General features: G+C 37.3%; 15 protein-coding genes and 1 other annotated feature. Of the genes, 5 read left to right on the top strand and 10 right to left on the bottom strand.

The features are described 5' to 3' along the window. Positions 1-315 precede the first annotated feature (315 nt). On the top strand, positions 316-990 hold the full coding sequence (locus ACF3N8_RS02395) for an IS6 family transposase (protein WP_392450160.1): 675 nt from the start codon (positions 316-318) through the stop codon (positions 988-990). A 346-nt stretch (positions 991-1,336) separates the two neighbouring features. Here the strand turns inward: ACF3N8_RS02395 and ACF3N8_RS02390 are convergent, their stop codons facing one another. The 10 genes from ACF3N8_RS02390 to ACF3N8_RS02345 form a co-directional block, all read right to left on the bottom strand. Next, positions 1,337-2,455, bottom strand: coding sequence for a Fic family protein (locus tag ACF3N8_RS02390; RefSeq protein ID WP_392450179.1), 1,119 nt, complete (start codon positions 2,453-2,455; stop codon positions 1,337-1,339). A 130-nt stretch (positions 2,456-2,585) separates the two neighbouring features. Then, entirely contained in the window at positions 2,586-2,828 is a 243-nt protein-coding gene (rpsR, locus tag ACF3N8_RS02385) for a 30S ribosomal protein S18 (protein ID WP_009383308.1), read from the bottom strand. 45 nt (positions 2,829-2,873) lie between these two features. Continuing rightward, positions 2,874-3,383 (bottom strand): single-stranded DNA-binding protein, encoded by a 510-nt coding sequence (gene ssb / locus ACF3N8_RS02380; protein ID WP_009383307.1) that lies wholly within the window; start codon positions 3,381-3,383, stop codon positions 2,874-2,876. Between the two features lie 20 nt (positions 3,384-3,403). Next, positions 3,404-3,703, bottom strand: a complete 300-nt coding sequence (rpsF, locus tag ACF3N8_RS02375) for a 30S ribosomal protein S6 (RefSeq protein WP_009383306.1) — start codon at positions 3,701-3,703, stop codon at positions 3,404-3,406. 177 nt (positions 3,704-3,880) lie between these two features. Beyond that, entirely contained in the window at positions 3,881-4,207 is a 327-nt protein-coding gene (locus ACF3N8_RS02370; RefSeq protein ID WP_009383305.1) for a hypothetical protein, read from the bottom strand. A 123-nt stretch (positions 4,208-4,330) separates the two neighbouring features. Continuing rightward, a complete protein-coding gene (locus ACF3N8_RS02365; RefSeq protein ID WP_009383304.1) occupies positions 4,331-4,657 on the bottom strand; it encodes a hypothetical protein in 327 nt (108 codons plus the stop codon). Between the two features lie 66 nt (positions 4,658-4,723). Next, positions 4,724-5,821 carry a redox-regulated ATPase YchF gene (gene ychF, locus ACF3N8_RS02360; protein WP_009383302.1) on the bottom strand — a complete coding sequence of 366 codons (1,098 nt, stop codon included), beginning with the start codon at positions 5,819-5,821 and terminating at the stop codon, positions 4,724-4,726. After that, the gene (locus ACF3N8_RS02355) at positions 5,821-6,033 is read right to left on the bottom strand and encodes a DUF951 domain-containing protein (RefSeq protein WP_009383300.1); all 213 of its coding nucleotides are present in this window, start codon (positions 6,031-6,033) and stop codon (positions 5,821-5,823) included. Before ACF3N8_RS02355 ends, ychF begins: the two co-directional genes overlap by 1 nt. A 17-nt stretch (positions 6,034-6,050) precedes the next feature. Next, complete coding sequence (locus ACF3N8_RS02350; RefSeq protein WP_392450415.1) at positions 6,051-6,941, bottom strand: mechanosensitive ion channel family protein; 891 nt, start codon at positions 6,939-6,941, stop codon at positions 6,051-6,053. Positions 6,942-6,947: 6 nt separating this feature from the next. Then, entirely contained in the window at positions 6,948-7,727 is a 780-nt protein-coding gene (locus ACF3N8_RS02345) for a ParB/RepB/Spo0J family partition protein (RefSeq protein WP_392450414.1), read from the bottom strand. 250 nt (positions 7,728-7,977) lie between these two features. Further along, positions 7,978-8,272 (top strand) — a binding site (T-box leader). Positions 8,273-8,334: 62 nt separating this feature from the next. Between ACF3N8_RS02345 and ACF3N8_RS02340 the strand changes: the two genes are divergently transcribed. The 4 genes from ACF3N8_RS02340 to metE are packed head-to-tail and all read left to right on the top strand — an operon-like array spanning position 8,335 to position 14,621. Further along, entirely contained in the window at positions 8,335-9,438 is a 1,104-nt protein-coding gene (locus ACF3N8_RS02340) for a PLP-dependent transferase (RefSeq protein WP_009383294.1), read from the top strand. Beyond that, positions 9,435-10,577: a PLP-dependent aspartate aminotransferase family protein gene (locus ACF3N8_RS02335; protein ID WP_009383292.1), complete on the top strand. Its 1,143-nt coding sequence runs from the start codon at positions 9,435-9,437 to the stop codon at positions 10,575-10,577. Before ACF3N8_RS02340 ends, ACF3N8_RS02335 begins: the two co-directional genes overlap by 4 nt. Next, the gene (locus tag ACF3N8_RS02330) at positions 10,561-12,399 is read left to right on the top strand and encodes a bifunctional homocysteine S-methyltransferase/methylenetetrahydrofolate reductase (protein WP_026048985.1); all 1,839 of its coding nucleotides are present in this window, start codon (positions 10,561-10,563) and stop codon (positions 12,397-12,399) included. Before ACF3N8_RS02335 ends, ACF3N8_RS02330 begins: the two co-directional genes overlap by 17 nt. After that, positions 12,396-14,621: a 5-methyltetrahydropteroyltriglutamate--homocysteine S-methyltransferase gene (gene metE, locus ACF3N8_RS02325; RefSeq protein WP_392450175.1), complete on the top strand. Its 2,226-nt coding sequence runs from the start codon at positions 12,396-12,398 to the stop codon at positions 14,619-14,621. The genes ACF3N8_RS02330 and metE overlap by 4 nt, the downstream gene beginning before the upstream one ends. Positions 14,622-14,639: the final 18 nt, after the last annotated feature.

The following is a 14,639-nucleotide window of genomic DNA, read 5'->3' as shown; positions in this document are numbered from 1 at the left end:
TGAACGTAAGTGTAAAAGAAATCATAAAAGTCAAAGTGATGGGTAAAATGCTTTTGTTTTTAGATTCTCCTTTAAAAGCAAAGATACTGGAAGCCATCCCTAGCATACAGGGATTAAAGCTTGTCAATAATCCGACCGAAAAACTAACTATTAATGCAATAGAGAAATGTATATTTGCCAATTGGTCTATAATATGTGTCGCCCACTCCATTTTTATCACCCCTTGTACAAGACTATTTAAGGATGATAAATATTAGTGGTTCTGTTGCAAAGTTAATTTTATAGTATAATTTTAACAAAAAAGGAGCGTTCTCTATGAATTATTTTAGATATAAGCAATTTAATAAAGATGTAATAACTGTAGCCGTTGGCTATTACTTAAGATACGCGCTTAGTTATCGTGATATATCTGAAATACTAAGAGAACGCGGCGTTAACGTTCATCATTCAACGATCTACCGTTGGGTTCAAGAATATGCTCCTATTTTGTATCAAATTTGGAAGAAAAAGCATAAAAAAGCTTATTATAAATGGCGCGTTGATGAGACATACATTAAAATAAAAGGAAAATGGTGCTATTTATATCGTGCCATTGATGCAGATGGTCATACATTGGATATTTGGTTACGTAAGAAACGAGATAATCATTCAGCATATGCGTTTATTAAGCGACTTATTAAACAATTTGGTAAACCTCAAATGATAATTACAGACCAGGCACCTTCGACGAAGGTGGCAATGTCTAAGTTGATTAAAGATTTTAAACTTAATCCCGACTGTCATTGTACATCTAAATATCTTAATAACCTCATTGAGCAGGATCACCGTCATATTAAAGTGAGAAAGACGAGATATCAAAGCGTCAATACGGCAAAGAATACACTCAAAGGTATTGAATGTATTTATAGTCTATATAAAAAGAACCGTAGGTCTCTTCAAATCTACGGATTTTCGCCGTGCTACGAAATTAGTCACATGTTGGCCAGTTAAGGGAATACTACCATGTTAAAATGATAATTAGTTATATTTTTTCTGACTTTGCAACAGAACCCTATTATATTTCTTAGTGAAGTATTTGACGTTTTACTTCACTATCAACGTTCCTTAATGAAGTATTTCCCGTTTTACTTCACTATCGACATTCCTTAGTGAAGTATTTCCCGTTTTACTTCACTATCGACGTTCCTTAATGAAGTATTTCCCGTTTTACTTCACTATCGACGTTCCTTAATGAAGTATTTCCCGTTTTACTTCACTATCGACGTTCCTTAATGAAGTATTTCCCGTTTTACTTCACTATCAGTATTCATCTTCATAGAAACAACCAATCGTTTTACTAAATTTGTATAATTTCAAGTAACTGAGGGCAGTAATAAATTTTATTTCGTTTCTTATCGGTAGATTTAATGTAACCCAACTTTTCCATTTTATTTAATAGCGTATATATACTTCTAATACTTAGTTGAGAAGCCTTACTAGCTTGCTTTGCATTAAATACCGGAGACTCAAAAATAAAGTTTAAAAGTTTAATACTATTTGCCGAATTAAGTTGATTAATTACTTTATTTTTCATAAATTCATACAAAGCATAAATTTCTTTAGCAACTTGTATACTATATTCGGTTTGAGCGATAATCCCTTCAAGGTAGTATTTAATCCAACCAATCCAATCGTTCTTCTGAGATACACGGCTTAACTTATCAAGATACAAAGCTCTATCATTTTCAAAATACATACTCATATATAGCGTTGGAAAAGGTAAAATTTCTCTATAATACAGAAATAGTGGAATTAACAATCTGCCTATTCTACCATTGCCATCTTCGAATGGGTGTATCATTTCAAATTGAGCATGTATAATCGCAGACTGGATGAGTACATCAAAATCTTCTTTATGTATATAAGCTTCCAAATTCTGCATATAGTCATCAGTTAACTGAGGTGATACTGGTGTAAATGAAACGCTTGATTTACCCCCTATGTAATTTTGGTAGACTTTGTAGATACCTTTACGCTTAGAGTTACCTCTTGCGCCTTCTAAAAGTATGCAATGCATATCCTTTATAATTCGACCAGTCAATGGTAATTTTTGAGGATCGTCTTCATAAAACGTTCCTAGTACATCCATAGCATAAAAAAGAGCTTTTCTATAGTTGACTACTTCCCTCATTTCATCACGTTCAATATCCACCACGATACCTGCATCGTAGTTTAAGACATCTTCTAAAGTAGCATGTGTACCTTCTAATTTAGAAGATAATACCGCTTCTTGATTAATTAAGGGAGAAATCAATAATATCGGATTAATTAAAGTTGATAAAAAACCTTTATATTCACCTAAATATCGATTAGCTTTAGTTAAACGCACTAAGGTTTCATAGTCATTAATATAGATACTCGAGTCTATAGGTAATCGTTGAGGCTCAAAAGGCTTTGGAACAAGAAATTCATTCATAAAGAACACCCACTCACTTAACTTAAAAACTAAGTAATTTTTAATTATTATACCTGGGTTGTGTCTTATATAAAAGTTTTAACATAACAAAAAATCCCTAAAGCCTTAAGCCTTAGGGATTTAGCAATAATTATTGCTCTTCTTTAACATATGGTAATAATGCCATGTGACGTGCACGTTTGATAGCTGAAGTTAACATACGTTGATACTTCGCTGACGTACCAGTAACACGACGTGGTAAAATCTTACCGCGTTCTGAGATAAAACGTTTTAAAAGATCAGTGTCTTTATAGTCGATGTGTGTAATACCATTTGCTGTGAAATAGCATACCTTTTTACGACGACGTCCGCCTCTTCTTGGTCCTCCTGCCATGATAACTGCCTCCTTTTAGATAATTTTTATATAACGTTTATTATTTTAGAATGGTAAATCATCATCACTAATATCAATCGGTCCATTAGCGTTTGCGAATGGATTATCTGACTTAGGTTTTGATGAATCTTGGTAAGACGAAGTATTTTGACCTTGTTGTTGTCCGCCAAAGTTTTGTTGTCCATAATTTTGGTAGTTATTACCTTGATTATTAGACTGACGACCACTTTGAGCTGATTTAGGTTCAAGGAATTGAACGCTATCACAGACAACTTCTGTAACAAAAATACGACGGCCTTCTTGGTTTTCGTAACTGCGTGACTGTATGCGACCATCAACGCCAGCAAGACTTCCTTTAGATAAATAATTATTTACATTCTCTGCTTGTTTTCTAAAAACAACACAGTTAATGAAGTCCGCTTCACGTTCCCCTTGCGCATTCGTAAACGTACGATTTACTGCTAAAGTGAATGTCGCTACACTTACGCCTGAGGGAGTCGTTCTGTATTCTGGATCCTTAGTTAAACGACCTACTAATACAACTCGGTTAATCATGTTAACGCCCCCAAATTAAATTACTTCTTGTCTTCGTCTTCGCGAACTACGATATAACGAATGATATCGTCATTAATCTTAGCTAAACGTTGGAATTCATCTGTAGCTTCGTTACCTTCAGCATTGATGCGTACGATGTAATAGAAACCTTCTTTAAAATCATTGATTTCGTAAGCAAGGCGACGTTTGCCCCACTCTTTAGTTTCTAATACTTCTTCACTTTTAGATTCTAGAATGCCGTTGAAACGTTCAACTAATGCTTTTCTAGCTTCATCGTCGATATTTGGACGAACGATGTACATAACCTCATAAGTTCTCATATTATATTTGCACCTCCTTGTGGTCTATACGGCTTACTAACTTAATAATAAGCAAGGAATAATTTTCATTACTCACAATCAAGTATTATAGCATACCGAGTTACATTATACAATAATAAATCCTTAGTTCAATGTTCAAATCATTTCAATACTTTCCCTCTTTGAAAAGCCCTTTAGTTACGCCTTCTTTGCAACTTCAATTAACTCGTAAACATCGTTACGATCCAATACACGATCGTTACGCTCTAGCTGCAATAATTTATTTTTGTCTTTTGAAGCGAAAATGAGTAAATAATGTTTCGAATACTCAGGAATATAATACTGACCCATAGCAACACCGTTCTTTTCGGAGTCGTCATAAGCCGTTGTAAGTGAGTCAACAGTTTTCGAACCTTTCATTTCAAATATCACTTGAAAATGTTCAAGCCTTCTATTATAGAATACGTGGTCATTCTCAAAATCAAGGTCTTCAAATAATGTTGCTCTAATCGGTTTACATTCCATCGTAATTCCTCCATCTCATTTGCTTGGATAAAAGTTAAATGCAATTAAAAGATAATTATGAATTTAATTTAATTATAACAGACGATTGTTAATACTGCAGAAAAGTTTCTTTTTTAAAAAGACTTAATGAATCAAAGCATTTATAATGATAAATAAACTTACGATAAGCATAAGTACCTGCATACTTATTACAATCAATTGATCTCGATATGGCTTGATGACGACTCCGTTTTTCATAGGTGGTATTAACGTAAGCAGAAATACAAATACCGTCACACCCATACAAGCAACAAAGGCAAATAGCTTTGGCAATGTATATGTTAAACGTCCGTCAGACTGCTTTTGCATGACGATGTCCGATGGTAACAGGAATAACATCACAAGCCATGTTAAAGCGTGAAGCGCCATTATCACAAGCGCCCATTTAAAATGCTTAAAGATGTCTTGCATGACCTCAACCGCTCCTAACTTATAAAAAAACAGTGAGCATGTCACTCACTGTTTCGACTATTAGCATTAAACGTTGAATCTAAAGTGAACAACGTCGCCATCTTTCATAATATAATCTTTACCTTCTAAACGTACTTTACCCGCTTCTTTAGCACCTTGTTCGCCACCGTACTCAACTAAATCATCATAGCTTGTTACTTCGGCACGAATGAAACCACGTTCAAAGTCTGTATGAATAATACCCGCACATTGTGGTGCTGACATACCATGTCTAAATGTCCAAGCACGTACTTCTTGTACACCTGCAGTGAAGTAAGTCGCTAAACCTAATAAATCATAAGTCTTACGGATTAAACGATCTAAGCCTGGCTCTTCAATACCAAGGTCTTCTAAGAACATTTCTTTATCTTCATCATCAAGTGTCGCAATTTCTTCTTCAATCTTAGCACTAATCACGATAACGTCAGAACCTTCGTTCTCAGCATATTCTTTAATTGCTTTAACCTTTTCATTATCGTCATCATTAATTTCATCTTCGCCTACGTTAGCGATGTATAACATTTCTTTAGATGTAAGTAATTGTGCTTGCTTAACATACTTTTGGTCTTCAGGCGTGAATTCCATACTACGAACTGGTTTACCATTTTCAAGCACTTCTTTAATTTCAGTTAAGATACGCACTTCATTCACAGCGTCTTTATCTTTTTGACGCGCCATCTTTTCAAGACGAGGTAAACGTTTTTCAACAGATTCTAAGTCAGCAAGTACAAGCTCCATGTTAATAACTTCGATGTCGTCAATCGGATCAACTTTACCTGAAACGTGCGTTACATTGTCGTCATCAAACGCACGAACAACCTGACAAATTGCATCTACTTCGCGAATATGAGATAAGAATTTGTTACCTAAACCTTCACCTTTAGAAGCACCTTTTACGATACCTGCAATATCAGTGAATTCGAAAGTCGTTGGAACTGTCTTCTTAGGTACAACAATTTCAGTTAACTTTTGTAAACGATGGTCAGGCACTTCTACAATCCCTACGTTAGGGTCGATTGTTGCGAAAGGATAATTTGCAGCAAGTGCACCTGCTTTTGTAATTGCGTTAAATAATGTTGATTTACCTACGTTTGGTAACCCTACGATACCTGCTGTTAAAGCCATTATTCATTCTCCTTATCATTTGTATCCTGTGATACTAATATTTTTTTAAGTTTTTTATTGAAGGTTTGTCGTGGCATCATGATACTGCGATCACAGTGTTCGCATTTAATACGAATATCTGCGCCCATACGTATAATCTTAAATCGATTCGTACCACATGCATGCTGTTTCTTCATTTCTACTATATCATTTAACTGATAGTTAGATGTCAACTTATTTCCTCCTTGATTTACGCGTTATGAGTTGGACGATTAGGATCATAACTAACATAAGCTGGCGTAGATGGTTTGATACCTTCTCGTTGGAAGAATTCTTTAATCTCACGTCGTAAGATACGAGCACCTGCAAATCCTTCGCCAGGTATTGTTTCAGCAGTGATTTTAATCACGATTTCTAAACTTGTCACACGCTCTACACCAAGTACAATTGGATCTTTCGTAAAGACATCATGTTCCTTGCGCATTTTCGGCAAGAATTCGCTTAATAACGTCTCTACCTTTGTAATGTCTTCCTCCGCAGAAAAAGGCATTTCGACAACTGACGTGTTATTGCTAACAGAGTAGTTTACCACTTCGTTAATCGTACCATTTGGTAAGATCACAAGTTCACCTGAAAACGTTGTCAGTCTTGTAGAACGAAGTCCAATTGATTTAATAAAGCCTTCTGCCACTGTAGCGCCTGATGTATTAATTTTAACATAATCACCAACGTCAAATTGATTCTCAAAGATGATAAAGAAACCAGTGATGATATCTTTAACTAACGTTTGAGCACCAAAACCAATGGCTAAACCTACAACCCCAGCACCGGCTAAGATACCTTCAACACTTACACCAAATTTACCTAAGATTGTAGTAATTGTAATAAACCAAATAATATAACCTACGACGTTCTGAACAAGTGTAATCAACGTTTCAGAACGCTTCGCACGTGCATAATTCTTGTTACGTTTATTCATCTTAAAGAACTGTGCGATAACTTTATTTACGATACGCGTTAAGATAAACGCGACGATAATATAAATCGCAATAATAATTAATTTTGTTATGAGTTGTTCATACGTTTCTGGTTTCGTTAAAGGTTCAATTAACCCTTTAAAAATATTATCTATTTGTTTCACCATGTACTAGTCACGCTCGTTTCTATCTTGTAGTAGTTGAATCAAGTGATGATATTCTGATTCTGATTTAAAGGTAAACGCAATTTCACCTTTTTGTTTTTTAATCGATATGTTTACGTCCGTACCATACGCTTCCTTAAGCTTACGTTCATGTTTTTGAATGAGTCTTGGTAATGACGTAGAAACTTTAGATGAAGGCTTTTTAGACGGTTGGTAAGACTGCACGACCTCTTCTAAATAACGGACGCTATACGATTCTTGAATTGTTTTATGTGCTAAATGAATCATATCGTCTTGATTCTTTAGTGCTAATAACGTACGTCCGTGCGCACCTGATAATTGACCTTTTTGCACTAAGTCTCTAATCTTAACAGGTAATTTTAGCAACCTCAACATGTTCGCGATATAGGGTCTAGATTTACCTAATCGCTTCGCTACCTCTTCCTGATTCATATCAAGTTCCGTCATCAATTTTTGATAACTCATCGCTTCTTCAATCGCATTCAAATCTTCACGCTGTAAATTTTCAATAATCGCAAGCTCCATCATCTCTTGCTCAGAAAGCAACTTAACGATAGCTGGGATCGTATCAAGACCTAACTTCAATGAGGCACGATAACGTCTTTCTCCAACCACGATATGATAACCTCTAATAGTTTGACGTAGAATGATAGGTTGTAAGACACCATGCGTTTTAATGGAGTCTTTTAAATCATCGAGTTGCTTCTCATCAAAAGTCACACGCGGTTGATATGGATTAGGATGAATGTCGGAGAGTGCTATCATGCGTACATTTTCATCATCTTGATGTGTACGGTCATTTTCAAAATGAGAAATGGTCAACACCTTCTTTAAGTTAATAAACTCTGAGTAATATTTTATAAGTAAACAAAGCCATTTAACAAGTGTTATTTAGGAAAATGAGCGCTTAATTTTCATCACGAAAATTCTTTTTAATCAAAATTTTCAGATTATTTGTTGACAAACCTAAACGAACCGTGTAAAGTTTGGATTAACCAAACAACAACATTACAAATTACACACATTAACAAGGAAAGTAGAACATACCCTGCTATCACAGAGACTCTTCATTTTGCTGAAAGAAGAGATAGAAAGCATGTTTGAAAATGGCCTTTGAGTGGTGGTTTCGATATGAGGAATCACCGGGTTCGCCCGTTATCGCGATACAGTATAAGCATATATAATATGTCGTACTGGAAATTTTTATAATGACCACGTACCACAATTGATATGCCGTACTGGTAGAGGTTGTTTTAGCGATAAAACAACAAATTAAGGTGGTACCACGAAATAGAGCTTTCGTCCTTTTTATCTGAGTCTAGTATTCGGATACGAAGGACGGGAGCTTTTTTTATTGTTAGGAGGTTCATTTATGAAAAGCACACAACTTGCACAAATCACACGCACCGACGACTCAACTGGTGCGATTAGTAATCCGATTTATCTATCAACAGCATACAGTCACCCTAAGCTTGGTCAATCAACAGGTTTTGATTATACACGCACAAAAAATCCAACAAGAAGCACGTTTGAAGAGGCTTTCGCAAAACTTGAAGGCGGCATCCAGTCTTATGCGACATCAAGTGGTATGGCAAGCATTCAACTCATCTGTAATCTATTTAAACCAGGTGATGAAGTACTTGTATCGTTCGATTTATACGGTGGCACATTCCGCTTATTTGACTTTTACGAAAGGCAATACAATATCACATTCAAGTATGTTCACTTTGAAAACTTTGAAGATGTGGAAGCAGCTGTTACACCACAAACGAGAGCTTTCTTCATCGAACCAATATCGAATCCATTGATGATTCATATTGATTTAGATGCGTACTATCGACTGGCTCAAGCACACAATATCTTAACGATTATTGATAATACATTTCTAACGCCTTACTTAAGCACACCTTTAAAGGACGGTGCAGATATCGTGTTACATTCCGCTACGAAATATATTGGTGGTCATAACGACGTGTTAGCCGGAGTCGTAACCGTCAAAGATGCAGAATTAGTAGAATCGTTAAGTGCCTTTCACAATATGATAGGCGCAACACTATCACCTATTGACAGTTATCTATTATTACGCGGGCTTAAAACATTGCACTTACGCATGGAACGTTCAGAAAGAAATGCCAAGCAGTTAATCGACGTACTACAATCATCACCAGCTATTCAAGAGGTATTATATAGCGGGCACACGGGTATGCTGAGTCTTCGATTAAATAAGCAGTATGACGTAGGTCGCCTACTTGAACATATTAAGGTTTGTATCTTTGCTGAAAGTCTAGGTGGCACGGAATCATTTATCACATTCCCTTACACACAAACACATGTCGATATGCCAGATGATGAAAAGGATAAACGCGGTATCGATCAACAACTCATCCGCCTGTCCATTGGTATTGAAGACTTCGATGATATTAAAGACGACCTAATTCAGGCTCTTGAAAAATCTAAATTGGAGGTGACGCCATGAAACACAAATTACACGATTTAATTTATGACCCTAATGTGGGTAATCATTATGACTCAGCGAATCAACCGCTATATTACTCGTCTACTTATCACCAAGATACGCTTAACGGTCAAAGTGATTACGATTATGCGAGAAGCGGTAATCCGAATCGAAAGCATCTAGAGTCGAAACTTGCGAAGCTTGAAAATGCAACTTATGCACTCGCTTTTAATGCAGGGATTAGTGCCATCAATGCTTTATTTCTATCCTTTAAAGCAGGCGATCACTTTATCCTTCCTGATGATGTATACGGCGGCACTTACCGACTCACTCAGGACATTCTAACACGATTTAATTTATCATTTACGACCGTTGATCAAATTGATTTATCCGCCATTGAAAGGGCCATTCAACCTAATACGAAATTAATCTACATTGAAACACCGTCTAATCCGTTATTTAAAGTTACCGATATTAAAGCCATTACATCTTTAGCGCAGTCACATGACATCCTAACAGCTGTAGATAACACCTTTATGACGCCACTCGGACAATCACCTTTAGCACTAGGAGCTGATGTCGTCATTCACTCGGCGACTAAGTTCTTAGGTGGTCATAGTGATATGATCGCGGGTGCATTAATGACCAATGATAAGGCTTTGCATCAAGATCTATACAATGTACAAAACGGAACTGGCTCAGCGCTTAGTGTCTATGATTGCTGGGTTTTAAGCCAACATTTGAAGACATTTCCGCTTAGATTTCAACAATCGGTGCAACACGCTGAAAAAGTTATCGCGTTTCTAAAATCGCACCCAAGTGTTGCACACGTCTATTACCCGGGAAATGATAGCGTTCACCAACAACAAGCATCTACTAACGGTGCTGTATTTGGTTTTAGGTTGAAACATGAAGATGCTTATCAAACATTTGTCGATCATTTATCGATTCCAATTGTTGCTGTAAGTTTAGGCGGCGTTGAAACGATTTTATCGCATCCTTTCACGATGTCTCATGCCTCTATTCCTGAACCGGTTCGAATTGCACGCGGTATTACGAAAGGGCTTTTCAGATTGAGTGTGGGACTTGAGGATCCAGACATCTTAATAGAAGATTTAAATCAAGCGTTAAATGAGGTGACTGATGATGACGTTACTTAAGAAACTTGAATCAAATATTCTTGTTGCTGACGGTGCGATGGGAACGATTCTTTACTCGGAGGGTTTAGATACGTGTCCGGAGGCTTATAATTTATCGCATCCAGATAAAATTGAGAAGATTCATCGGTCCTATATTGAAAGCGGGGCCGATATTATACAAACGAATACGTATGGTGCCAACTTTGAAAAGCTCAAAGCATTTGGCCTTGAGCATAAAGTTAAGGACATACATGTGAAAGCAGTCGAGATCGCGAAACGCGCAGCTCGAGATGATACGTATATTCTAGGAACGGTCGGTGGCTTTCGGAGCGTACGACAAACTGAACTGAGTCTGGAAGCAATACGTTACCACGCAGAAATTCAAATCGACACGCTCGTTAACGCTGGCGTAGATGGGTTACTCTTCGAAACGTATTATGATTTGGAAGAACTGTTGCAAGTGATTCAAGATACGCGGAAGAAATATGAAATACCAATTATTGCGCAGCTAACCGCTTCTAATATCCATTATTTAAAGGACGGTACAGAGCTAAATGAAGCGTTTGAACAATTAATTGAAGGCGGGGCCGATGTGGTTGGCCTCAATTGCCATCATGGTCCGCATCACATGTTAAAGGCTTATGCGCATTTGAAATTACCGAAGCAAGCTTACTTATCGTGTTATCCAAATGCGAGCCTACTTGACTTACAAGATCAAGCATTAACGTATAGCGACAACGCGACTTACTTTGGCGACGTTGCACGTTCGCTTATTGAAGAAGGCGTACGTATTATCGGAGGTTGTTGTGGTACGACGCCAGAGCATATTCAAAAGATTAAACAATCTGTTAAGGATATGAAGCCAATTACAGATAAACGCGTTGTACCTTTAAAGCAGCCTTCACGTCAAACGCGTCAAACTGAGGCAAAAGAGAACTTAACAACGGCAGTTAAAAAGCGTAAGTCTATTATCGTTGAACTTGATACACCGAGACATTTAGATACGACAAAGTTCTTTGAAAACGTAGAAAAGCTTGATAATGAGCGGATAGATGCCATTACGCTAGCGGATAATTCACTCGCTAATGTGCGTATTTCGAACTTTGCGGCTGCGAGCTTGATTAAACAACGTTACAATTTAGAACCTTTAGTACATATCACATGTCGCGACCGTAATTTAATAGGATTACAGTCTCATTTACTAGGTTTATCGATGATAGGCGTTAATGAAATTCTGACCATCACTGGCGACCCTTCTAAAATCGGCCATTTGCCTGGTGCAACCAATGTCTATGACGTGAATTCTAAAGGGCTCGCTGAACTTGCCATTCGCTTTAACCAAGGTATTAACACAGACGGCGCTGACCTTAAGGGTGCCACCCATTTTAATATCGCTGGCGCCTTTGACCCGAACGTTCGGAATATTCAAGGTTCTGTGAAACGACTCGAGAAAAAAATTGAAAGTGGCATGAATTACTTTATTACGCAGCCTGTCTTTTCAAGTGAGAAAATCATTGAAATCTATGAAGCAACGAAACATCTTGAGACACCATTCTTTATCGGCATCATGCCAATCACAAGTTATAAGAACGCTGTCTTTCTACACAATGAGGTGCCGGGCATTAAGCTTGAAGCGGATGTCTTACAATCATTTGAAGCCATCAAAGACGATCCTGAACAAACCCGCGCACTCAGCATTAAACTTTGTAAGTCACTCATTCACACCGTACATCAATACTTTAATGGTTTGTATTTAATAACACCATTTGAGCGCGTCGATTATTCAATCGAACTCGCGCAATACTTTAAATCTTTATCATCAAAAGAGGAGGTCATTTTATGACAATTAAAACATCAAATTTAGGATTCCCAAGATTAGGACGTAAAAGAGAATGGAAGAAACTTATCGAAAGTTATTGGTCTCAAAAGATCGATTTAGATACACTTCATACAGAATTAGCGAATTTGCATAAAGAAAATTTATTACTTCAGAAAAATTATCATTTAGACAGTGTCCCTGTTGGTGACTTTTCACTATACGACCACATTTTAGATACGTCATTATTATTCAAAATCATCCCTAAACGTTTCCAAGGTCGTGACGTTAACGATGATTTATTATTCGATATTGCACGCGGCAACAAAGAACATGTCGCGAGTGCGTTAATTAAGTGGTTTAACACGAACTATCATTATATTGTGCCTGAATGGGACGATGTAACACCGCAGCTGAATCATAACGTTTTACTTGAACGTTATAACTTTGCGAAGTCATTAAATGTGAACGCGCATCCAGTGATTGTTGGGCCTATTACGTTTGTGAAGCTTTCTAAAGGTGGCGATCAATCATTTGATGAAAAGGTACGTACGTTACTACCGCTTTATAAAGAGGTATTCAATGCTTTAATCGACAGCGGTGCTTCTTACATTCAAGTAGATGAACCAGTACTTGTGACAGATGAAAGTCAATCTTTAGAAGCTATCACGAAAGAAGCGTATGACTATTTTGAATCTGAAGGCGTTGCGAAATCGCTTATCATTCAAACGTACTTTGAACGCGTAGATTTAGCTTTCTTAAATACCCTTCCTGTAAAAGGCTATGGCTTGGACTTCGTTCATGATCATGGGCATAACTTAGCTCAAATTGAAAAAGGGCTTTTAAATAAGGAAAAAACGTTGCATGCAGGCATTATTGATGGACGTAACGTTTGGGCGAGTGATATTGAGGCGAAGAAAGCGTTAATTGAAACGTTATCACAATATACAGAGGAACTGTATATTCAGCCGTCGTCATCTCTACTTCATGTGCCGGTGTCATTAGATGACGAAACGTTAGACGATGCTGTCCGTGACGGTTTAAGCTTTGCGACTGAGAAATTAGATGAACTTGATGCGTTGAAACGCTTGTTTAATGAAGACGATGATACAAAATTTGAAGCGTTTAAAACAAGTTATGACCGCTTCCAAAATCAAAGCTTTAAGAACTTAGAGTATGATTTCGATAGCGTTCGTACTGCACGTGCCTCAGCATTTAGTGTGCGTCGTGAGAAACAAGATGCGAAGTTACAATTACCGGAACTTCCGACTACAACGATTGGTTCTTTCCCTCAATCAAAAGAAGTACGTAAACAGCGTGCGGATTGGAAGAATAAGCGTATCACGGATGAGGCCTATGAAACATTCCTTAAGAATGAAATTAGTCGCTGGATCGATATTCAAGAGGAAATTGGTTTAGACGTATTCGTTCATGGTGAATTCGAGCGTAATGACATGGTTGAATTCTTTGGTGAAAAGCTACAAGGTTTCTTAGTAACGAAATATGGCTGGGTTCAATCTTATGGATCAAGAGCTGTAAAACCACCTATTATTTACGGTGATGTTAAGTGGACGGAACCGCTTACTGTGAAAGAAACCGTATATACGCAAAGTCTTACGGACAAACCAGTTAAAGGTATGCTTACAGGACCTGTGACGATTTTAAACTGGTCGTTTGAGCGTGTGGACGTTCCACGTGAAACGGTTCAAAACCAAATTGCGCTTGCGATTAATGAAGAAGTATTAGCGCTTGAAGCGAACGACATTAAAGTGATTCAAGTAGACGAACCTGCTTTAAGGGAAGGCTTACCGCTTCATTCTGAATTCCATGAAACATACCTTGAAAATGCGGTTAAATCCTTTAAACTTGCGACATCTTCTGTGAAAGATGAAACGCAAATTCATACGCATATGTGTTATTCGCAATTCGGTCAAATTATCCATGCGATTCACGATCTTGATGCGGATGTAATCTCAATTGAAACATCAAGAAGTCATGGTGATTTAATTAAAGACTTTGAAGATATCACTTATGACTTAGGTATCGGACTTGGTGTATATGATATTCACAGCCCACGTATTCCTACAGAAGCTGAAATTACGACTGCCATTAACCGTGGTCTTCAACAAATCGACCGCTCATTGTTCTGGGTAAATCCGGACTGCGGACTTAAAACACGCAAAGAAGAAGAAGTTATTGATGCATTAAACGTGCTCGTTAGCTCTGTTAAAAAACTTCGCCAGGGATAAGGCGGGGCGTAATTTAAG

This window comes from Staphylococcus massiliensis, assembly GCF_043186315.1.
Taxonomy (GTDB): domain Bacteria; phylum Bacillota; class Bacilli; order Staphylococcales; family Staphylococcaceae; genus Staphylococcus; species Staphylococcus massiliensis.
Note: the sequence above shows the minus strand (reverse complement) of the source record. Positions and strands in the feature narration are given on the sequence as shown.

What these genes read in the sequence shown, in the direction of transcription:
- ACF3N8_RS02340 (WP_009383294.1), top strand. Translation starts at nt 8,335, where the DNA reads ATGAAAAGCACACAACTTGCACAAATCACACGCACCGACGACTCAACT.
- metE (WP_392450175.1), top strand. Translation starts at nt 12,396, where the DNA reads ATGACAATTAAAACATCAAATTTAGGATTCCCAAGATTAGGACGTAAA.
- rpsR (WP_009383308.1), bottom strand. Translation starts at nt 2,828, where the DNA reads ATGGCAGGAGGACCAAGAAGAGGCGGACGTCGTCGTAAAAAGGTATGC.
- ACF3N8_RS02335 (WP_009383292.1), top strand. Translation starts at nt 9,435, where the DNA reads ATGAAACACAAATTACACGATTTAATTTATGACCCTAATGTGGGTAAT.
- ACF3N8_RS02395 (WP_392450160.1), top strand. Translation starts at nt 316, where the DNA reads ATGAATTATTTTAGATATAAGCAATTTAATAAAGATGTAATAACTGTA.
- ssb (WP_009383307.1), bottom strand. Translation starts at nt 3,383, where the DNA reads ATGATTAACCGAGTTGTATTAGTAGGTCGTTTAACTAAGGATCCAGAA.
- ACF3N8_RS02390 (WP_392450179.1), bottom strand. Translation starts at nt 2,455, where the DNA reads ATGAATGAATTTCTTGTTCCAAAGCCTTTTGAGCCTCAACGATTACCT.
- ACF3N8_RS02370 (WP_009383305.1), bottom strand. Translation starts at nt 4,207, where the DNA reads ATGGAATGTAAACCGATTAGAGCAACATTATTTGAAGACCTTGATTTT.
- rpsF (WP_009383306.1), bottom strand. Translation starts at nt 3,703, where the DNA reads ATGAGAACTTATGAGGTTATGTACATCGTTCGTCCAAATATCGACGAT.
- ACF3N8_RS02330 (WP_026048985.1), top strand. Translation starts at nt 10,561, where the DNA reads ATGATGACGTTACTTAAGAAACTTGAATCAAATATTCTTGTTGCTGAC.
- ychF (WP_009383302.1), bottom strand. Translation starts at nt 5,821, where the DNA reads ATGGCTTTAACAGCAGGTATCGTAGGGTTACCAAACGTAGGTAAATCA.
- ACF3N8_RS02365 (WP_009383304.1), bottom strand. Translation starts at nt 4,657, where the DNA reads ATGCAAGACATCTTTAAGCATTTTAAATGGGCGCTTGTGATAATGGCG.
- ACF3N8_RS02345 (WP_392450414.1), bottom strand. Translation starts at nt 7,727, where the DNA reads ATGATAGCACTCTCCGACATTCATCCTAATCCATATCAACCGCGTGTG.